This window comes from Pseudomonas syringae group sp. J254-4, assembly GCF_032586855.1.
Lineage (GTDB): Bacteria > Pseudomonadota > Gammaproteobacteria > Pseudomonadales > Pseudomonadaceae > Aquipseudomonas > Aquipseudomonas amygdali.
Genome location: NZ_JAWHOO010000011.1, coordinates 89,275 through 110,678, shown reverse-complemented (window position 1 = coordinate 110,678; position 21,404 = coordinate 89,275). Strand labels below are relative to the sequence as shown.

Genomic DNA, 21,404 nt, shown 5'->3' with positions numbered 1-21,404 from the left:
TCATGGGCGCTGATCTGACCAATGCGTTCATCGAAATCGCTTATCCGGTGATCAGTTCCGCATCGCTGGCAGCTTCGCGGGCGATGGGTGTGGTGATCATTACCCCGGCATTCAATCGTCTGGGCCTGACCGGCATGATTCGTGGCTGCGTGGCAGTGGCGATCTCGGTGCCGATGATCTTGCCGGTGTTCTCGGCGTTCACTTCTATGCCCGAGCACAGCGGTTTTTTCCTCGCGGGGCTGATGATCAAGGAGTTGCTGATCGGGCTGCTGATCGGCCTGTTGTTCGGCATACCGTTCTGGGCTGCCGAGGTGGCTGGCGAACTGATCGACCTGCAACGGGGTTCGACCATGGAGCAGCTGGTCGACCCTTTGGGGCAGGGGGAAGCGAGCGTGATGGCCACGCTGCTGACCGTCATGCTCATTACACTGTTTTTCATGTCGGGCGGCTTTATTCTGATGGTCGATGGTTACTACCACAGCTATCAGCTCTGGCCAGTCACCGAGTTCACGCCGTTGTTCAGCAGCGCTGCCCTGACCTCCATTCTGGCCATTCTCGACCAGGTGATGCGCATTGGTGTGCTGATGGTCGCGCCCTTGCTGATTGCGATGCTGATCACTGATCTAATGCTCGCGTACCTGTCGCGCATGGCACCCAGCCTGCATATTTTTGACCTTTCATTGCCGGTCAAGAACCTGTTTTTTGCGGTGTTGATGGTGGTTTATATCGGGTTTCTGATTCCGGTCATGATTGACCAGCTGGCGCAATTTCGAGGAACGGTCGAGGTTCTGAAAACGCTGGCCAGCGAGGGCCCGGGATGAGTGAGTCGAGCGAGGAAAAAAGCCAGCCGGCCTCGGACAAGAAGCTGCGCGACGCTCGCAAGAAGGGGCAGGTTGCCAAGAGCCAGGACCTGGTGTCGGGCATGGTCATCCTGCTGTGTACCTTGTGCATCTCGGTGCTGCTGCCCAAGGCACGTGCGCAGGTCGAGGCACTGATAGATCTGAGCGCACTGATCTATATCGAGCCGTTTGCAGAGGTCTGGCCACGGCTGCTCGATCACGCCGAGCAGATTGTCATCGGCATTACAGTGCCAGTGGTAGCCGTGACTGTCGGCGCGGTGATCCTGACCAACATCGTGACCATGCGCGGCGTGGTGTTTTCGATCGAGCCGATTCAGCCGGATATCAAACGTATCAACCCGACCGAGGGTTTCAAGCGCATTTTCGCCGTGCGCAACCTGATCGAGTTTTTGAAGGGACTGGTCAAGGTTGTGTTACTGGCACTGGCATTCTACGTCGTCGGCCGCCAGGCGCTTCAGGCCCTGATGGAGTCATCGCGATGCGGCGAAGGCTGTATCGAGTCGACGTTCTATCTGGTCCTCAAACCACTGGTATTCACCGTGCTTGCAGCGTTTCTGCTGGTCGGCGCGGTAGACGTGCTGATGCAACGCTGGCTGTTCGGCCGTGAAATGAAAATGAGCCATAGCGAGCAGAAACGCGAGCGCAAAGATATTGATGGCGACCCCATGATCAAGCGCGAACGCCAGCGTCAGCGTCGCGAAATGCAGGCACTGGCCACAAAGCTTGGGTTGGGGCGCGCCTCCTTGATGATTGGCGACAGCGGAGGTTGGGTGGTGGGCGTACGCTATGTGCGCGGTGAGACACCGGTGCCGATAGTGGTCTGTCGTGCCTCGTCACAGGATTCGAGCACCTTGCTGGCAGAGGCCTTGTCGCTGGGCATTGCCCGCTGGCCCGACGCAAGTCTCGCCGAAATGATCGCCCGGCGCAGCGTAGCTGGTGATCCGGTGCCGGAAAATACGTTTCAGGCAGTGGCCGATGCGCTGGTGGCGCAGCGGCTGATCTGACGCCTGACGCCGTATTTCAATGTACCGCCGGGCAATGGCGAGGGGCTGGTGTACCGGGCGCGATTTTCAGGCGGTTGAGGTCTGCGTTGATGCGCCAGGCCCAGAAATGTGTACCGTCCTGCCGAGCGATGTCCAGCGCCTGGGTCAGCATCTTGCGTACCTCTTCCAGCGCATGAGTGTGTGGCTGACTGAGCATCAGCTGTGCCTTGACTCTCATGATCTCCGGCAAATACCAACGATCATGGTGTTCAACAGCGTTGATGTGAATTTCATCCAGCGTTTCCAGCGCAAGGGGTTCAAGCCGCAGTGCGGCCAGACCTGATACGTACTCGGTGTGCAGCATCGAACACAGCGGCGTTTCCACATGGTTGCGCAGCTGTTGAAGGGCTTCTCCCAGCAATGGCACGCCTGCTGCCGGGTTGCCTTCACGGATCAGCAGGATACTCTCGTAGCAACTGGTCAACTGACGCCAGATATGCAGCGGTTGCCGTTCGCTGCTTTTTTTAAGCACATCCAGAAAGTGACGTGTCTTGTGCAGCGTGCCTGCAATCAGCGTTGCGGGTATCGCACTGATGGCCAGGGTATACCAGAGCGTTGCGGGGTGACTCAGGGCAATGGCCTGCTTCACGTTGGTGTCCAGGGCAACCATCGCCTGGCCGGTATTGCCAACCAGCAACTGTACCTGGGCACGCAATGATTGTGCGGCAATTCGCTGGTCGAAATGCATGTCGATGATATGTGACGAAGCAGACCTTGAAGCGCCCAGAGCTTCTTCGATCGCCTGCCCGGCGGTTTTCATATCGCCCATGTAAAACGCGCTGGTGGCGCGCATTCGCCTGCCCAGCAACTGGCAGTCGGCGATTCTGTAATCCTTGCCCAGCGCGAGGAATCGCAAGGCTACCTCTTGAGCCTCGCGGTGCCTGTTGCTACAGGTGTGGTCGTTCCATTGGCCCCACAAAGCGCGCAGGCGATACTCGGAGTCGTTGAGCACTTCGGCATCCTCACTGACCTGTTGCCAGACCTCGCGCATTTTCTGCCCGGCGCCGTAGGTAAGCATCAAAATACTGCCGGACATGGTCAACAAGCGCATACGCTGACGACGATCCATCTGCGCCTTTTCTTCGACGTGACGCGGTGTACCGAGGCTGACCCAGTCCTGGTACTCGCGCACCAGCGACAGCCTGAGCCACAGGGGTGAGCTGCTCAGGGTCAGTTCTACACCAAGTTGTCGATCACCCGCGGCCGAAAAGGCCCAGGTCAGTGCTGCGCGAATGGTGTCGATCTCTGCGGCGTAGCGTTGGGTCCAGACGTCTTGTGTCAGCTGATCGAGATCGATTCTGGCCTGGTTGAGCAGGCGCAGTGCCCACTGGGCGTGGGCGCGGCACAAACGCGGCACATCATCGAGCTGAACGAGCTTGTCATGAGCATACAGACGCGTGGTTTCCAACAGTCGAAAGCGCTTGCCCTGGCTGTGGTCAAAGGTTCCGAGCAGGGATTTTTCGAGCAGGCTTTCCAGCATCGGTAGCGTCATGCGTACATCCGGCAAGCCGATATTGACGATTGCCATGACGCCATCAAGCGTGAACGAGCCATTGAAAATGGACAGTTGACGCAGGAGTGCCTGCTCGTGCCCGGTGAGCATGCCGTAGGTCCAGTCCAGCGTGGCGCTTAGCGAACGCTGACGCGGTAACGCGGTGCGCAGTCCGGTCATCTGCAAGCGAAAACTCCCGTCCAGCAGCCCGACCAGATCGGCAATGCCGAATGTCCTGACGCGTGCAGCGGCCAGCTCGATTGCCAACGGATTGCCGTCCAGTTTGCGGCAGATGGCTGCGACCGCTCCGGTATCGCTGTCAGTCAACACAAATGCGGGGTCCTGCTCTCGGGCACGTGTGACAAACAGTTCCACACCCGAGTAGGCAATGGCAGTCTCGGCGCTGATAGTCTGGTTTTCGTCCGGTACTTGCAGGGGGCTGAGTTCATGCACCCATTCGCCTTGTACGCGTAAGGGCTCACGGCTGGTGACCACTACGCAGCACAGTGGGGCATTGGCCAATAATGTTTCTACGGCAGAGGCGGTTTCATCAAGTACATGCTCGCAGTTGTCCAGTACCAGCAATTGCGGCCGCTTTGCCAGTGAGGGCGGGATGTCACGCAGCGGCTGTTCGTTTTCAGTGCTTAAACCCAGGGCGAAGGCAATCCTGCCCACGACAGGCTGAGCGCAGCTGACCGGTGTAAGGTCGACGAACGCGGTGCTCAACGAGGCATGTGCAGCCAGGCTATCAGCCAGCGCCAGCGCCACGGTGGTCTTGCCCACGCCGCCAGGACCTGTCAAGGTCAGCAAGCGACGCTCCAGCGTCAGTTCATGCAGCTGCCGGATCAGCGCGTCACGGCCAAGCACCTGGCGCTTTATCGCCGGTGCCGCAGCAAATGTGTCCTTTGCAGGTGCAGGTAGTGCAGGAGCGGTTGCTGGTTGCACGCTCACCGGTGCGCTGAATCGATAACCCCTGCCTGGCACGGTGACGATATAAGTGAAATCGTCCTGCTCTTCCAGCGCTCTGCGCAACGTCACGATCTGCGCGCGCAGGTTGCATTCTTCCACCACTGCCTTTGGCCAGGCCAGTGCCAGCAATTCGGCCTTTTCCAGCAGTTCGCCGGGGCGTGTTGCGAATGCCACCAGCAGAGACATGGCGCGACTGCCCAGCGGTACCTGCTGCGAGTGCCTGAACAACAGCTGCTGCTGCGGGTGCAGCACAAAAGAGCCGAAGCGGATAGCTTCCTGCCCCTGGAGAGCGTCACGTGTTCTGATATCGACCGTTGTACCCGGGCCGCCTGTTTCAAAATCCATGCTTAGACCTGTATCAGAAGTAACAGCCGTGCTACCGCACCTTGCAGGAGCATGAGGTATTGATCTGTAAACGGTTTTTTTGATCTGCTTACATCCCGTAACGTCAGCTCGGTGAGCTTGACGCGCCTGTTCGGGTGGGACGCTGAATCTTAATTAGCTGATGTGACCGTTTAGTTAGCCATGCATAAACCACGCCCGTAGTAATGGACATCATTTGCCGGTCAACCCGAGTACCGTCTGTCGACTGAGCGATAATTTTCTACAACCCTCATAAAGCGTCTCGGTGAGTTCGACGACTTCGGGCCCTGGACGGTTGAGATATTCATGCGAAAAACCGGCAATGTGCTGTATTGACCCTGCCTTCAAGCTGTATGGCTTGTCAGCGTGTCATCAGAAGTAAACCGTCTTGTTACCCGTAACGCGTTGCGTAATGAGGTCGCTGAGATAACTGTTCGAGGTAACTTTCCGGTCTGTGTCATCCCTTCTTAACGCAAGTTCGATTTAATCGCGTGTGATAGCGGATGCCTGGTCTTTGATCAGGTCCCGTGCCTCTGCCTTTTAGTCAGGCCCAGCTCGCACCAGTCTGACTCATGGCGCAGCTCGCTCTTTTGCGCGGGCAGCAGTTGTCGCTGTGATTTTTCTGGTGACCAATGGAAGGATAAAGACAATGACCTCCGTCAGCAAAATCACCACTGAAAAGCCAAAAGACCCGGTAGACGCCAAGGCCTGGGAGCAGGCCGTGCAGCAGTCCAGGGATGCCGGTATCCAGTGGGAGTTACCTTCAGATGACAAGCGCTCTGCACAGGAAATCATTGACGACAACCCGTTGCTCAAAAGTCTGGGCGGACGAGGCGACCGTGGCGAAGCCAAAGAGAACCTGATCGCTCAGGTGGGCGATTACACCAAGGATGCGAGCGCCGCATTCCGGGCTGTGCAACTGCTTGAACACATTGAGACCTTTGACGCCAATGGTAACCGTCTGGCCAGCAACGACATCGGCAATAATCGCATCGACGGGTATACCAGCAGCAGCGACGCGAAGCATGGCAGCGAAGCTGGTCGTTTGAAGGATTTCGGCAAGTTCGGTTTTTCCAGTCTGAAAGGCAAACTGCATGAGGTGCGATCCCCGGCTGACGACCCTGCCATCCGTGAGCAGGCCGAGAAACTGGGCATTCAGTGGGAGCGACCGAAAGGTGACGAGCGCGACGCGCAGGCCATAATCGACAGTGACCCGTTGTTGAAAAATCTGGGTAACCAGAGTGACGTCAAGGACATGCTCAAGGAGCAGGTCGGCGATTTCGAGCGCGATGCCGACGCAGCCTATCGCGCGACCCAGGTGCTGGCTCACATCGAACAGTTCGATGGCAACGGCGTGCGGATTGTCGGTAGCGATGTAGCGAACGGTAGCATTAACGGTTTCACCAAGAGTGGCGAGGCGAAGAACGGTACTGAAGCCGGTCGCCTGCAGGACTTTGGCAAGGACGGGTTTGCAAGCCTCAAGGGCGAGATGACCAATGTGTCATCAGCGGGTGACAACAAGGAAGCACGTGAACAGGCCGAGAAACTCGGTTTTTTGTGGGAGTTGCCCAAGGATGACAAGCGTTCGGCCGAAGAGATCATCGACGCTAATCCGTTGTTGAAGAATCTGGGCAACCAGAGCGGCGTCAAGGACATGCTCAAGGAGCGGGTCGGCGATTTCGAAAAAGATGCCAATGCCGCGTTTCGTGCGGCCCAGGTGCTTGACCGGGTGACCCTGTACAACGAGAAGGGCGAGGCTCAGTCAGGTGGCCAGGTGTTCAACAGCAGCATTGATGGCTTCACCAAGGGCGCCGAGGCAAAGCATGGCACCGAGGCCGGACGGTTGCAGGATTTTGGCAAGCTGGGCTTCGCCGCGCTGCCCGAGCTGAAAAAGACCGAGGAGATCGGTAGTTACAAGGACTTTCTCAAGGCCAACCCTGACGCCGATGAGGCTTCAAAGCAGATCGCCAGATATGCGGCGATCATCGACGAAAATTATGACGCGATCAAAGGCAAGACCGGCTCTTCGGATTTCAACGCTGAAGCACTGACAGCCTACAAAGAGAAAAACCCTCAGTTGAGTGATGAGGTCAAGGAGGCGTTGGACTTCTGGTCGCAACCCGGTGCCTTTGCGTTGCTCGACAATGCGAAGAGTCCCCTGGAGCAGGGCACAGATGGCAAGGCCAGCCGCGGTGACATTCAGGCCTTCATCAAGACGGCTTCGCCGAAGGACGTCGGGGCGGTAGGTACATTGCTGGAAGCCGTTGCCGAAGGCAATCTGCTGGACAAGGTCAACACCGACCCGCTCAACAAGGATGTGTTCGATAACCCGCAAAATTACAGCGCAGAGCAGAAGGCTGCCGTACTTCAGGAACTCAAGGCTGCACAGAGTCTGATCGTGCAGGGCAGCGGTGCCGGGATGTGGAAGGACGACAAATCCAAGGTCCAGATCGCCAACAATGTACGCAGTCATCCCGATGCGCAGAAGCTCCTCGATGATGTCAACAAACATGTAGCGATGCTTGAAAAGGATGCCGCAGTAGTCAAGTTCTATAACGAGAATGCCACCAGCGAGGCAAACAAGGTGCTGGAGGGCAGCGACGGGCTCAAGCGCGCGCTGCAAAGTACTTACGACAACGATATCAAGACCGGTGCTGCGCTGGACAAGCTGTGGGACGCCAATACCAAGGATGGCAAGACCGACCAGCAGACAGCGCTTGCTCAGTTCTACAGCTCGGCGCAAAGCGTTCAGGGCGCGCTGGGTTTCAGCAAACCGGGCGAAATTCAGGAAGCAGTGCAGAAATCCTCGCATAACAAGGATTTCGAGGCCTTCTATGAAAAATCGCTGGTGTCCGGTGAGCGCCTCAAAGAGCTGTTGAAAACTGAAAGCTTTGAAGTGGCGACCAGCCAGTTCAGCATGGAAGTGGCGATGTACAACGCCGCGCTGAACCCAGAGTTCACGGGTAAATACGACGACAAGCTGACAGAGAACTACACCGCGATTGCTCAGGAGAACGTCTTCAACGATGCCAGCTTCGAGGACCTGAAAAAAGCGTTCGGCAAGGAAGGCAGTGAAGCGCTGGATGAGGAGAAGGTCAAGGCACTGATCGACGAGATCAGCAAGAGCAACCCCGAACTGCTGATGAATGCCGATGGCAAACCCGCTACGTCTGACCAGATTCTTGGCGTTTTCAGGGGCAATTGGGATTTGCTGCGTCAGGGCACCAAGTCCATTTCCGAGCTGGGCCTGTTCAGCGATAACTCGTCGATAAAGGCCGCTTCCGGTGCCGGAGTCCTGCATGGTGTCAGCGGCCTGTTCATGGCCGGTATCACCATCGCCAAAGGCGCAAATGGCGCGGGGGCCCTGACTGATCGGCAAATCGTCGACATCACTACCGGTTCGGTACAAAGCGCAACGTTGCTGGTCGAGGGCGGCATCAAGAACGTCACGACCATGTTCAAGGACATCAAGGACGTACTGGAGCCGGACGTTTACAAGGACATCACGACTAACCTGTCGAAACTGGAAAACGCCGCGAAGGGGCTCGGTGGACTTGCCGGTGTGGCTGCGGGTGCTTACGGCATCTTTGATGGAGTGAAGTCGATCAGAAGAGGCGAGCTGGTTGCCGGTGGCATGAGCATCACTGCCGGATCTCTCGGCGCTATGGCAGGTCTGGCATCTGCAGCTGAAGGCGCTGCGGGCGTTCTGCAACTGACGGGCAGCGTGGTCCGTGCCTTGCCGCTGCTCGCTGGCAGCCTTGGTATTGCCGCAGCCGGCGTGGGCGCTCTGGCGTTGCTGATTCCCGGTCTGATCGAGGAGGGCAAGCAGGAAACGCGCGTTGACCGCTTCTCCGATCACCTCAGGGACTACCTGACCCAGTACGAGATCGACGGCGTCGAGAACGGCGACATCTATGATGTGCCGGACAGTGAGTGGCCCGGCCCAGAGGAAACCACGATCGCTTCGTGATGTGAACAGGCTGGGGCAACCCGGCCTGTTTTTTATGCGAGTCCCTGCCTGCTTCAATCAGTTTTTCATTTCGGCCTCACACATTTCAAACATCTGGAGCCTGATCATGGCGACATTCGCGCTCTGCGAAACACGCCTCCATTGATCATCCAGGTAGACACAATGAACAAACTGCCCCAGATAACCCTGGCGTTCTGGATCATGAAGATCTGCGCGACCACACTTGGCGAAACGGCGGGCGACTTATTGTCGATGACGCTTGATGTCGGGTATGCGATCAGCTCTCTGATACTGATAAGTCTGTTTGTAGCCACGCTCGTGACACAGCTTGCCGCAAAACGTTATCACCCGATGCTTTACTGGTTGGTCATTCTTTCCACCAGTACCGCAGGCACCACGATGTCGGACTTCATGGACCGAACACTCGGGCTTGGCTACGCAACGGGTTCTGCAATCCTGATTACCCTGCTGATGGCCATTTTTTGCGCGTGGTATGTCAGCGAGAAATCGTTGTCGGTAGACAGAGTATCGACGCTGAAAGGTGAGCTTTTTTACTGGTTCGCGATTCTCATCTCCAACACGCTGGGCACAGCGCTCGGCGATTATCTGGCCGACGACTCGGGGCTCGGCTTTGCCGGAGGTGCGGTGCTGATCGGTTCTGCGATAGCGTTGGTCGTTGTCCTGCATTTCACCACCAGACTGTCCTCGATCATGCTTTTCTGGATCGCCTTTGTGCTGACGAGGCCATTCGGGGCGACGTTGGGCGATGTGCTGACCAAGCCCTACGAGAAGGGCGGGCTGGATTTCGGCACGGTAGGGTCGTCCGCCGTGTTGCTCGCGGTGTTGCTGGTGCTGGTGGTGGCGGCGACTTACCGCGAGCGTAAACCTTCGCCAGCCGATAACAGGCTGATTGAGAGCGGACCTGGTCAGGCCTGAAGCAGTTCGCTCAAGGCCTCATTCAACTGCTCTGCACTGAACGGTTTGGCGACGCAGCGCCGGTCAACCCATACCTCGGGAATGCCCAGTCGCCCATACCCGGAGCAAAACATGAAAGGTATGCCGCGATGGGCAATGGCCGCTGCGATCGGGAATGAGTTACCGCCGATGATATTGATATCCAGAATGGCCAGGTCGTAGTCGCCGTTGCGCGCGTATTCAATGCCTTCGCCAAGCGAACTGGCGTGGTAAGCGGTAGCGAACCCCAGGTCCTCAAGCATCATTTCCATGAGCATTGCGAGCATTGTTTCGTCCTCGACCAGCAGCACTTTGGGGAGCGAGGTCTGGTCGTCTGATTCTGAACTCATAAGCTGCTTTCCGGTTTGTCTGGCCAGGGGATCAGCATCGACCAGATGATGCCTGTGCTGGCGAACCGAATGTCGGCCTTGCCTTTGAGTTCCCGCTCGATACTGCGGCGTATCAAGCGAAAGCCAAAGCCTTTCACTGTGCTTGCGGCAACGGGCGCGCCGCCCGTTTCCTTCCATTCAATCTTCAGCGTAGGAGGGTTGTGCCCGGCATTCAGGGTGGAGCTCACCGTCACCTGACCTGCCGCTGATGAAAGTGCACCATGCTGCACCGCGTTAGTCATCAGTTCGTGCAGAACCATTGAGAGCGTCAATGAAAAACGCGGCTCCAGAGTGACCGGATCGCCTGTGAAGCTGATCTTGTACGTCCCTGCGTTTACCGCTTGAAGCTGCTCGATCAGGTCGACCAGTTCCGTGGATATCCACTCTGCCCGCGCCAGTGCATCATGCGCCTGGCTCAGTGCGAACAGACGTGCATCGAAGCTTTTGCGAAAGGACTCCAGTGAGGCAGAGCTGTTGACCGTGAGAGAGGCGATGGCCTGAACGGTTGCCAGGGTGTTTTTGACCCGATGGTTCAGTTCGTTCAGCAGCCCCGCGCGGGTCAGGCGATCTTCCAGTTGCTGGCGCTCCAGTTTGCTGGAGATCGATTGCGCCAGTCGATGAGTCGTGCCGCTCTGTTTTAAAAACGTCGCCTCACCAACGATATCCTGACCCTGATGCATAGGCAGCGTGAAGGAAAACACACTTCCCGAATCGAGTGAGCTTTCGGCCCACAAGCGCCCACCGTGGGCGGTGATAATACCCTGACATATATAAAGACCCAGGCCGTTGCCTCGCGGGTTGCCTTCCTTGACAGACCAATAGCGCTGGAAAATATAGGGCAAGTGTTCCGCCGGGATACCTATCCCGTCATCACTGACCTTGAACAGGACTTCATTTTCACTGGCGACCGCATCGATGTTGATTCGGCCACCTTTGGGGGTGAACTTGATGGCGTTGCCGACCAGATTGGAAAGCACCTGAAAGATTCGCTCCGGATCCGCATTGATGACCAGGCCCTGCGCGGCGGTGCAATTGAGCTCGATATTCTTTTCAGTGGTCAGCATGACCAGAAGGCTGCACGCCTCTTCAAGCAGGCTGGTGACACCCAGCGGCAAGCGCGAAAGCTGATAACGGCCCGCTTCTATCTGTGCGGTATCGAGCAAGTCTTCAAGAAGACTGTTCATGCGGGTTGTCGCTTTCTCGATGGTGCCCAGTGCGCGTCGGATGTTGCGGTTTTCAGCGTGCGTATCGCCGACTGCCCATCGCTGCATCATGCCGCACTGCATGATGATGATCGACATCGGGTTGCGCAGGTCATGGGACACCACCGCGACCAGTTCATCGCGCAAACGCACCGCCTCCTTTTCGCGCTGGACCTGGCGCTCAAGGTCGTTCTCCAGCGCTGAGCGGCGTATGTCTTCGGCACCATAAAGATCGCCCCGCGACCAGGGGCTGGCGATGCCTGTTACCTGCTGTTCCCATACGTCGAAAGACTGTCTTGGGTGCAGGCGATGGGGTGCGGAGCCCTCCGGGCTGGTACTCACATGATGGGCCGGGTTACCGCTCCAGTTCATTGTCGAGGTGAGTTGGGCACGAAACCACATGACCGCGTTATCAATCGGCTTGGGCAATGTAAAGGCTATGACGCCGCTCGCGACGTCTCTATAGGCGGCGCTTTCGGGATACTCCTTGTGCATGGCGTTGGTATGAAAAACGCCCAGCCCCTGCAAGCCTGTCGCGCGCTGCGCCGACTGCTGGCGTGCCAGGCCTGTGTCCCGAATCCAGAGGTACAGCGCTTGCACCTGCTCGGTGGCAGGGCACACGCCGAACAGGTGAACCCGGTCGTCAATCAGAACCGCGGCGCCGTCTGCCAGCGTCAAGGACTGAAGCAGCTCGGGTCGGCTCACCAGCCCGTCGAGGATGTCATGGTCGGCACGACTCATTGCATCTGCCAGTTGCCCGAGCAGGGCAACTTTCTCTTCCCGTTCGCGCCGGATATCCGCTGCGACAATTGCGGAAATTTTCACCGACAACAGTTGCCCGATCATTGCACAGGCATCGCGCAGCTCTCTGGGCACCAGCAGCGGTTCAGGATGCCCGCAGGCAATGAGGCCCCAGAGTTCGCCGCCGTCCAGCAGCGAGATGCTCATCGATGAGCGCACGCCCATGTTCTTGAGGTATTCGCAGTGAACAGGGGACACGCTACGCAGCGTCGAGAAGCCCAGATCGAGTGGCTGGCCTGTTGCGGGTCGCAGTGTCGGTATCAGGGGGACCGGAACGTAGGTTGCATCCGGAATCACCCGAATCCAGTTCAGACGATACAGCTCTCGCGCCTGGGCAGGAATATCCGAGCCCGGGAAGTTCAAACCACTGTAACTGGGCAGCAGCCCGGTCAACGCCTGGGCAACGACTTTGCCATGCCCCTCGGGCTCGAACCGGTAAATCATCACCCGGTCATAACCGGTAAGTGCCTGAATCTCGTGAACACTGATATCGAACAGCGTTTCCAGCGTGGTCGCTGCCTGCAGGTTGCGCAACACACGGGTAATGATTCTGGACTGTTCGTGGCCGGCTTCGACGAAGGGTTCCAGTTCGATAATCAGCACGTCATCGCTACGGTGCAGCGAAGCACTGTAGTGAGCGCTTCCCAGCGTCAGTCGTATCGGATCAATGTGTGGGATAGCAGGGTGGTGGTACGCATTTTCGATAATCGTCGCCTGCTCGGGCGATAACAGCACTGACAGAGGCCTGCCCAGCAACGCTTCGCTGTCCAGCCCAAGCTCGTTTGCGCAGTTGGCGCTGACTTGCTCGATACACAGCGGGTTGCCTGCAACGCTGAGTAATACGCCATGGGGCTGAATTGCGCCGGGGACCCGAATCGGTTCACTGGCACACTCGGCGAGCGCAGCTTCAAGCGCTGCATCAGGACTTGCATCCAGAATGGGCTCGATCATTTGCGTGAACTCCATAGGGTATTTCAACCGGAAACAGCCTGCCGCCGCCTTGGTACGACATGCAGTCGTCAGGCACAAAGAGCGATTCGGACAGGTTTTTGTCAGCCGCAACAAGACTTTGAACGGCCAGCGGCCCGGGTGGACAGCGCAAGAAATGCGAGGTTGCCGCGAAGGTGCGGCGTGGAGACCTGAATAAGGCAGCCCTGCTGATGCAAGCCAGAGAGTGTAGGAAGCTTGCCACCATAACAGGTGCCAAGAGGATGCGTGGTTTTAACTGTTTTTTCGGCCAGCAGGTGCCAATTACAAAAAAGCCCCGCCAGACAATGTCTGGTGGGGCTTTGCTTCAAGCTGTGAAAGCCTTAGAGCGCCATGTCACTGGCTGGATTGCTTTTCGCTGGCTGGGCAGCAGGTGCAGGTGTTGGAGCATTACCTGTCTTGTTCACCGGCGGCGGTGGAGTCAGCTGCAGGACTTCGGCTGTGTAAGCCCATTCCTCGGCAACGCGATCCGGGTTGTTGTTCAGCTTGGTGCCGTAGCTAGGCACGATCTGGTGCAGTTTTGCCTGCCATTCCGGAGTCGCTACCTTGTCCTTGAAGACTTTCTCAAGCACGCCCAGCATGATCGGCGCTGCAGTCGAAGCACCTGGCGATGCGCCCAGCAGACCGGCGATGGAGCCGTCCTTGGAAGCAACGATTTCGGTACCCAGCTTCAGAACGCCGCCTTTTTCTTCGTCACGCTTGATGATCTGTACGCGCTGACCGGCTTGCATCAGGCGCCAGTCTTCTTTCTTGGCGTTCGGGAAGTACTGCTGCAGAGCAGCGAAGCGATCGTCGTCAGACATCATCACCTGACCGGCGAGGTATTCGATCAGCGGGTACTGTTCGATACCAACGCGAGTCATCGGCCACACGTTATGCGTGGTGGTGCTGGTCAGCAGGTCGAAGTAGGAGCCGTTTTTCAGGAACTTGGTCGAGAACGTTGCGAACGGGCCAAACAGGATTACGCGCTTGCCATCCAGAACACGGGTGTCCAGGTGCGGAACCGACATGGGTGGCGCGCCAGTCGACGCGATACCGTAGGCCTTGCCCATGTGCTGCATGGCCAGAGTCTGGTTGTCGGTGACAAGCCACGAACCGCCGACCGGGAAGCCGCCGTATTCCTTGGCTTCAGGAATACCGGATTCCTGCAGAAGGTGCAGGGCAGCACCGCCAGCGCCGATGAACAGGAACTTGGTGTCGGTCTCGGTGACAGTACCGTCTTTCAGGTTCTTGTACTTGACGCGCCAGGTGCCGTCGTCGTTGTGATTGATGTCTTCGACTTCGCTCGACAACTGCAGATTGAAATTCTGCTTGGCTTTCAGATTGGCGACGAACTGGCGGGTGATCTCGCCGAAGTTGACGTCGGTGCCAATCGGGCTCCAGGTCACGGCCAGCTTCTGCGCCGGGTCACGACCTTCCATCATCAATGGAACCCACTTCTTGATCTGCTCGTGGTCTTCGGAGTACTGCATGCCGCTGAACAGCGGACTGGCCTGCAATGCTGCGTAACGCTTGCGCAGGAACTGGATGTTGTTGTCGCCCCACACGAAGCTCATGTGCGGCGTGGAGTTGATGAACGAACGCGGGTTCTTCAGAACGCCGGTCTTGACCTGCCACGACCAGAACTGACGGGAAATCTGGAACGCTTCGTTGATCTCGATGGCCTTGGAGATATCAACGTTGCCGTTCTTGTCTTCCGGGGTGTAGTTCAGCTCGGCCAGGGCCGAGTGGCCGGTACCGGCGTTGTTCCAGCCGTTGGAGCTTTCTTCGGCCACGCCATCGAGGCGCTCGACCATTTCCATCGACCAGCTCGGCTCCAGCTCGTTGAGCCAGACCGCAAGTGTTGCACTCATGATGCCGCCGCCGACGAGCAATACGTCGACTTTCTTGGTTTCAGCCGCCTGCACGGGCATCAGGCCCATGGAAATGGCCAGACCCAGCAGGGCCGTGTTCACTTTTTTAAACATTCTGTCATCCATCTGATAAACGCCATCCGCCGACTACTCCTGAAGAAACGGCCTGTCACATGCATCGAAGCCTGCGACAAACGCTCGCACCCACAGGGACTAGAGGTGGACATACAAGGCCAATATAATACCGCTCGAGACCTCAATTTATGTCCTGCTGCGCTGACTTCTTATCATCATTGGATTCAGCGTCATGAGTGACATTTGCTCTGTTGGTGTGCGGCGACGCCCGGGAATATCACCCCTCGGCATCCTCCAGAAAACACACCTGGTCAGCCTGTTCACGGAGTCTGAGACGCCGCATCGGGGCATGGAGGCACGCCTGATGTGCAATTTAATGCACGCGTGCTGCGACATTCCCACGGTGGCATACCGGCAAAGACGCGGCATTTTCGCATAATGTGCACCTCGGTTGCGAGATGCCATCATCAAATCGGGCGCGAATGCCTTGATTTAGACGCTTCACAGCCTGCCCCCCATCTATATCGTCGTTTATGCGCGGGTCTTTAGCCGCTTGCCAGAATGTGGCAATCCGCCGGACCCCGTCGCCCGCGCACATTTTTAACTGCCGCACGGCATTCATGAGCCAGTTTCACAAGGGTGTGTGGATTTGCCTGGCTAATCAGCATCCCGACCACCTGCTAGTGTCAATACACGACTGTGGTGTGTGGTGGCTGCAATCTCCGGATACAGACGCCCGTCAAACAGTTGGAACTTTACCAGCGCTGGCCAGTTAAACACTTAACCGGTGATAGCGTTTTGGCTCTGATCACCCATGAAAGCCCGATGAAAGATCAAGGCAGCACGCCGTTGAGCAGGAGTACGCCCAGGCGGCTGACCACACAATAACGCCCGGCGCTTTACAGCAGCGTCGGCTATTACCGAGTGACCCTGATGAGTGAACCCAAAAAGCACAAGGATTCTGCTGTGGACAGCAGTGCCGTGCAGCCTTCGCGCCGAAACTTTTTGAAGTTCGGTGCTTCCGGCCTTGCTGCGGCCACGCTGTCTACCTGGATACCCTCCGACGGCATGCTGCAGGCAGCCCCGGCGGCTCCTGTAATCGAAGACAGTGACGCGCCTGCAGCGGGCGAGCAGCGCATCCAGTTGAAGGTCAATGGCCAGGTTCATACCCTGAACGTGCCGGCCAACGCCGTTCTGCTCGACGTGCTGCGTGACCGCCTGCAACTGACGGGCACCAAAAAAGGCTGCGACCATGGCCAGTGCGGTGCTTGCACGCTGTTGGTCAATGGCGTGGCGATCAATTCCTGCTTGTCCATTGCCGTCCAGCATCAGGGCGACAGCATCACAACCATCGAAGGCCTGGCCGAGAACGGCAAGCTGCACCCGGTACAGGAAGCCTTCTGGGAACACGACGCCTATCAATGCGGTTATTGCACCTCCGGGCAGATCATGAGCGCGGTCGCGATTCTCCAGGATCCGAACATCCCTTCCGATGATGCCAGCGTCAGAGAGGCCATGAGCGGCAATATCTGCCGCTGCGGTGCCTACAAGAACATTCTGTCGGCCGTGCAGTCTGCGCGTTCGAAGATGGGAGGGGCTGCCTGATGCGAACGTTCGATTACGCTCGGGCTGCATCGCCCGCGCAGGCATTCAGCACTGCATCGGGTGAGGGGCAGCGCTTCTATCTGGCAGGTGGCACCACGTTGCTTGATCTGGTCAAGCTGGATGTGATGCAACCGCAGCAACTGGTGGACATCAATCATCTGCCGCTGAAACAGGTCGAGTCGCTGCCCGATGGGCGTCTGCGCATCGGCGCGCTGGTGAGTAACACTGATCTGGCCAAACATTCACTGGTACAGCAGCGCTATCCGGTGTTGGCCGAAGCGATTCTGGCGGGTGCTTCTACCCAGTTGCGCAACAAGGCCACCACCGCCGGCAATGTCATGCAGCGGGTGCGCTGCCCGTATTTTCGCGATGGTATTTCAGCCTGTAACAAGCGCCAGCCGGGCTCCGGTTGTGCGGCTATCGGCGGCATGAACCGCAGTGTGCATGCGGTGCTGGGCACCAGCGATCACTGCATTGCAACGCATCCTTCGGACATGTGCGTCGGCATGGCGGCCATCGGCGGGCAGGTTACCGTTCAGGGCGCCAATGGTTCGCGAGATATTCCTTTTGCCGACTTTCATCTGCTGCCCGGTGATACGCCGCAACGTGAAACTGCGCTGGCGGCCCACGAACTGATCACCCACGTGACGCTGGATGCGCCGCTGGCAGGCGGTCGTTCTTCTTATCTCAAGCTGCGCGACCGTACCTCTTACCAGTTTGCCCTGGCGTCCAGTGCAGTGATTCTGGTGATGGACGGCAGGCGAATCACCGATGCGCGTATCGCGCTGGGTGGCGTGGGTACCAAGCCGTGGCGGGCCGTGGAGGCTGAACGTGCACTGATCGGTCAGCGTGCTGACATGGACACCTTTGCGCGGGTCGCAGCGCTGGCGATGAAGTGCTCCCGGGCCTATGAACATAACGCCTTCAAGATCCCGCTGGGTCAGCAGGTCATTGTCCGCAATCTTCGTGACCTCACGGCCTAGGAATCTCTCATGAGCGAAAACATCATTGGTGTGCCGCAGCGTCGTATCGACGGCGGCAAGAAAGTCAGTGGTCAGGCGCGCTATGCCGCAGACCATCCGATGGGCAAGATGCTGTATGCCTATGGCGTCTACAGCACCATTGCCAACGGGCGCGTGGTTGCCGTAAAGGATCAGCAGGCCAAGGCGATGCCTGGTGTTGTCGATATCTTCCATCATGGCAATTTTCCTGCTTTGCACCGTACTCCGAACACCAAGCTGAGCTTCGCCAAGATGCTTTCGGCGAGCAAGGCGGACGAGCATCGCCTGCCGTTCGAGGATGACCGGGTCTATTACCCTGGCCAGTTTGTCGCTCTGGTGGTGGCCGAAAGCTTCGAGCAGGCGAGGGCGGCTGCCCACCGCGTGACGGTCGAGTATGACGAGCGCCCGGCGGTCAAGGACCTTGACGAAGGCATGCGGGTCAATGGTGCCCGTGATGGCGGTGCCGGGCACAACCGGGGTAAGCCGGACAGCGCGTTTGACAGTGCAAAAGTCAAAGTCGATCAGACTTACACCACGCCGGTTGAAGTGCATAACCCGATGGAGATGCACGCCAGCACGGCGTGGTGGCAGGACGGTAAGCTGTTTGTTTACGAAAGCACTCAGGGCGTGGTCAACCACCGCAACCTGCTTGCCAACGTTTTCGACCTTTCGCCCGACCGCGTTGAAGTGCGCGCACCGTTCATAGGCTCGGGCTTTGGCGGCAAGCTGTGGCCATGGCCGCACTCCGTGGCAGCCTGCGCCGCGGCCAGGGTTACCGGTCGCCCGGTGCAACTGGTGTTGCCACGCGCGCAGATGTTTACCACCGTGGGCCATCGTCCGGAGACCCGCCAGCGCTTGCGTCTGGCCACCGATGCCAGCGGCAAGCTGGTGTCGATCCGTCACGAGTCGTTCAACAACACGTCGATGCTGGATGATTACACCGAAAACTGCGGTGGCGTGACCAAAAGCCTGTATGCCTGCGACAACGTGCTGGTCAGCCACAAGATCAGCTCCATCAACCGGGGTACGCCGACTTCCATGCGCGCGCCGGGTGCGGCACCAGGACTGTTTGCGTTGGAGTCGGCCATTGATGAGATGGCGTTGGCCAGTGGCATGGACCCGCTGGCATTTCGCAAGCTGAACCTGGCCGACAAGGATCAGAGCGTCGGCTTGCCGTGGTCCAGCAATCACTTGCCGGAAGCCATCGACAAAGCCGCCGAGCGATTCGGCTGGCACGCGCGCAAGGCCGATATCGGCTCGATGCGTGAAGGTGATGAAATCATTGGTTACGGCATGGGTGCCTGTAACTGGGAAGCCTATCAGGTGCCCACCGATGCGCGGGTCATCCTGCGTTCCGACGGTACGGCACTGGCCCAATGTGGCTTGCAGGACATTGGCACCGGCACATACACCATCGTGGCGCAGACTGTCAGCCAGTTGACCGGCATTCCCGTTGAGCGTGTTGAAGTGGAGCTGGGCAGTTCGTCATTTCCGGCCGGCCCCGTTTCCGGTGGTTCATGGGTGACCGCCAGCGTAATGCCGGCGATTGCCGGGGCCACGCGTGAAGCGTTGCAGAAGTTGCGCCAGTACGCTGTCAGCAAGGATGCGGTGTTCGCCGGGCAGGACGCCGAGTCGATCAAGGTCGAAAACGGGCAACTGGTGATCGGCGAACAGCGCGCCAGCTTTGTCGACGTGCTGAAGGGGCAGCGCCTGTCGCGCGCTGAGGGTAATTTTCAAAGCGGCATGCCGGAGGCGGGCAAGTATTCCTTCCGCTCGTTCGGTGTGCATTTCGTCGAAGTGCGCTGGGATCCGGGCATTTCCAGCCTGCGCGTCTCGCGGGTGGTCAGTGCCATTGACGTGGGCAAAGTGGTCAACCCGCTGGCAGCACGCAATCAGGTGGAAGGCGCAATCGTGATGGGCATCGGCATGGCGTTGTTCGAAGCCGGTGAATATGACCCGCGCAGTGGCATGCCGGTCAATAACAACTATGCCGAGTACGTCGTGCCGGTGCATGCGGATCAGCCGGATATCGACGTCTTGCTGCTCGATTATCCGGACTACAACCTGGGTGAGTTCGGTGCGCGGGGTATCGGCGAAATCGGTGTGACCGGGCTTGCAGCTGCCGTGGCCAATGCGGTGTATCACGCGACCGGCAAACGGGTGCGCAGCCTGCCGATCAGCAAGGAAAAACTGATGGCGGGGTTGTAGCAATGAAACAGCTCGATTTGCAGGTGGTGCAACAGGCTCGTGACTGGCTGGCTGGCGGCAAAGCCGTCTGGCTATGCACGGTTCTCTCTACGTTCGGCTCGGCCCCACGCGGGCCCGGGGCAATGCTGGTGGCGCTGAGCAGCGGTGAGCATCGCGGTTCCCTGTCTGGCGGCTGTGTGGAGGAGGACTTTCTCGAACGGGTCGCTGCAGGGCAGTTTCAGCCGGTTAATCAGGTGGTCCGCTACGGCGACGGCGGTTTTGTGCCAACGCGGGCCTTGCCGTGCGGTGGTGTGCTGGATGTGTTGATCGAGTTCATTGCACCTAGCCCGCAAGCCGATGCACATCTGGGGGCTATCGAGCAGGCGCTCGCTGGACGTGAGCTGGTCAGCAGGCACGTGCAGTTGGGCGGTGGGCAGAGAGAAATCGGGCCTGCAACGATGGGCGAGGCGCGGGTGCAGGTGGACGGCGAACGCATCAGCATTCGTATGGGGGCGGTGTATCGCGTGCTGCTTGCCGGGCTATCGCCGGTGGCGGAGTTCTGCGCCAGTTTTGCCGTCGCGATGGGCTATGAAGTCATCGTCTGTGACCCGCGTGTCGAGGTCACCTCAGGGTTTTCGATGCCGGGTGTCGAGGTGCGCGGTGTATTGCCTGCGGTGTTCATTGCCGAAGGTGGCTGTCACAGTTCGACGGCGGTACTGGCGTTGACCCATGATCCGAAACTGGACGATCTGAGCATGCTCGAAGCCGTACGCACCGAGGCGTTCTACATAGGCGCGATGGGCTCGATGCGCACCAGCAGCAAACGTCTGGAGCGTCTGGGCCGGATCGGCGGGCTGGATGCCAGGGTGCTGGAGAGAATCCATGCCCCCATCGGCCTGAACCTGGGCAGCAAGACGCCTTCCGAAATCGCCATTGCGGTGATGGCTGACATCCTGCGCGTGGCCAACGGTGTCAGTCGTGCCGAGGTTTAAGGTATTGCGCACAGGCTTGCGCCAGCGCTGACGGAGTGTCGGCGTCGCGCAGAATGCCAGGGTCATCGCAATTCAGTACGTCACACACCTCCGGGTTGTTCATGATCAGGGCTTTAGCGCCCTGATCGCCTTTCAGCGTCAGCAGTGCCGGCCAGAACTGCCGACCAATGATCACCGGATGGCCGCGCTGGCCGCCATGCATTGGTACGGCAATGCGCTGAGGACTGGACATTGCGGCCAGGTCACGCAGGGTCTGCGGCTTTATCCAGGGCATATCTGCAAGCAGAATGGCGACGGCCTCGGCAGCGGATTCCATTGCGACGGCAATGCCGCTGGCGAGACTGTGGCCCATGCCCAGGTCGGCATGTTCGCTGCGGATGATTGTTACGTGTGCGGGAATACCCAGTGCTTCAGCGTCATCGTCGGCACGCAGTACCAGCCCCACGTTGCTGAATTCTCTTCCAGCGTTTTCAAGACTTGCGGTCAGCAAGGTACGTCCACAGGGCAATGCAGCCTGTCGTTTATCGCCACCAAAACGCCTGCTTCGGCCTGCCGCCAGTACCAGGGCGAACACTTTGGGGTTCTGGCTGTCTATGCTGCTCAATCCGATGCCTTATGAGTCGTGAGAGGGTTCGTGTGCAGCCACACCATGCAGTACGGC

The 21,404-nt window shown here is 58.5% G+C and carries 13 protein-coding genes; 8 read left to right on the top strand and 5 right to left on the bottom strand.

From position 1 onward, the window contains the following. The first annotated feature begins 2 nt into the window (after window positions 1-2). The gene (gene sctT / locus RYB09_RS15035; protein ID WP_004643252.1) at window positions 3-821 is read left to right on the top strand and encodes a type III secretion system export apparatus subunit SctT; all 819 of its coding nucleotides are present in this window, start codon (window positions 3-5) and stop codon (window positions 819-821) included. Continuing rightward, complete coding sequence (locus RYB09_RS15030) at window positions 818-1,864, top strand: EscU/YscU/HrcU family type III secretion system export apparatus switch protein (protein ID WP_230018471.1); 1,047 nt, start codon at window positions 818-820, stop codon at window positions 1,862-1,864. The genes sctT and RYB09_RS15030 overlap by 4 nt, the downstream gene beginning before the upstream one ends. Before the next feature lie 16 nt (window positions 1,865-1,880). Here RYB09_RS15030 and RYB09_RS15025 read toward each other — a convergent pair whose 3' ends face one another. Next, window positions 1,881-4,709, bottom strand: coding sequence for an ATP-binding protein (locus tag RYB09_RS15025; RefSeq protein ID WP_316889124.1), 2,829 nt, complete (start codon window positions 4,707-4,709; stop codon window positions 1,881-1,883). A gap of 667 nt (window positions 4,710-5,376) precedes the next feature. On the opposite strand from RYB09_RS15025, the gene RYB09_RS15020 reads away from it, so the two are divergent. Together RYB09_RS15020 and RYB09_RS15015 are read left to right on the top strand one after the other, a co-directional pair. Beyond that, on the top strand, window positions 5,377-8,697 hold the full coding sequence (locus RYB09_RS15020; RefSeq protein ID WP_230018480.1) for a type III effector HrpK domain-containing protein: 3,321 nt from the start codon (window positions 5,377-5,379) through the stop codon (window positions 8,695-8,697). Between the two features lie 162 nt (window positions 8,698-8,859). After that, the gene (locus tag RYB09_RS15015; RefSeq protein ID WP_058407495.1) at window positions 8,860-9,633 is read left to right on the top strand and encodes a hypothetical protein; all 774 of its coding nucleotides are present in this window, start codon (window positions 8,860-8,862) and stop codon (window positions 9,631-9,633) included. On the opposite strand, the gene RYB09_RS15010 is transcribed toward RYB09_RS15015, so the two are convergent. The 3 genes from RYB09_RS15010 to mqo all read right to left on the bottom strand — a co-directional run bounded on the left by RYB09_RS15010 (window position 9,624) and on the right by mqo (window position 14,997). Further along, the gene (locus RYB09_RS15010) at window positions 9,624-10,001 is read right to left on the bottom strand and encodes a response regulator (protein WP_057430892.1); all 378 of its coding nucleotides are present in this window, start codon (window positions 9,999-10,001) and stop codon (window positions 9,624-9,626) included. The two genes, RYB09_RS15015 and RYB09_RS15010, sit on opposite strands and share 10 nt — an antisense overlap. Continuing rightward, window positions 9,998-12,994, bottom strand: coding sequence for an ATP-binding protein (locus RYB09_RS15005; RefSeq protein WP_316889122.1), 2,997 nt, complete (start codon window positions 12,992-12,994; stop codon window positions 9,998-10,000). The genes RYB09_RS15010 and RYB09_RS15005 overlap by 4 nt, the downstream gene beginning before the upstream one ends. Window positions 12,995-13,353: 359 nt before the next feature. Further along, complete coding sequence (mqo, locus tag RYB09_RS15000) at window positions 13,354-14,997, bottom strand: malate dehydrogenase (quinone) (protein WP_058401565.1); 1,644 nt, start codon at window positions 14,995-14,997, stop codon at window positions 13,354-13,356. A gap of 894 nt (window positions 14,998-15,891) precedes the next feature. Here mqo and RYB09_RS14995 point away from each other — a divergent pair. The 4 genes from RYB09_RS14995 to RYB09_RS14980 are packed head-to-tail and all read left to right on the top strand — an operon-like array spanning window position 15,892 to window position 20,743. Then, window positions 15,892-16,563 carry a (2Fe-2S)-binding protein gene (locus RYB09_RS14995; RefSeq protein WP_316889119.1) on the top strand — a complete coding sequence of 224 codons (672 nt, stop codon included), beginning with the start codon at window positions 15,892-15,894 and terminating at the stop codon, window positions 16,561-16,563. Beyond that, window positions 16,563-17,546 (top strand): xanthine dehydrogenase family protein subunit M, encoded by a 984-nt coding sequence (locus RYB09_RS14990; protein WP_316889117.1) that lies wholly within the window; start codon window positions 16,563-16,565, stop codon window positions 17,544-17,546. The genes RYB09_RS14995 and RYB09_RS14990 overlap by 1 nt, the downstream gene beginning before the upstream one ends. Window positions 17,547-17,555: 9 nt before the next feature. Then, window positions 17,556-19,772, top strand: coding sequence for a xanthine dehydrogenase family protein molybdopterin-binding subunit (locus tag RYB09_RS14985; protein WP_057424258.1), 2,217 nt, complete (start codon window positions 17,556-17,558; stop codon window positions 19,770-19,772). A 2-nt stretch (window positions 19,773-19,774) separates the two neighbouring features. Continuing rightward, a complete protein-coding gene (locus RYB09_RS14980) occupies window positions 19,775-20,743 on the top strand; it encodes an XdhC family protein (protein WP_058401426.1) in 969 nt (322 codons plus the stop codon). Here the strand turns inward: RYB09_RS14980 and RYB09_RS14975 are convergent. After that, complete coding sequence (locus RYB09_RS14975) at window positions 20,724-21,347, bottom strand: NTP transferase domain-containing protein (protein ID WP_058401427.1); 624 nt, start codon at window positions 21,345-21,347, stop codon at window positions 20,724-20,726. The two genes, RYB09_RS14980 and RYB09_RS14975, sit on opposite strands and share 20 nt — an antisense overlap. Window positions 21,348-21,404 lie beyond the last annotated feature (57 nt).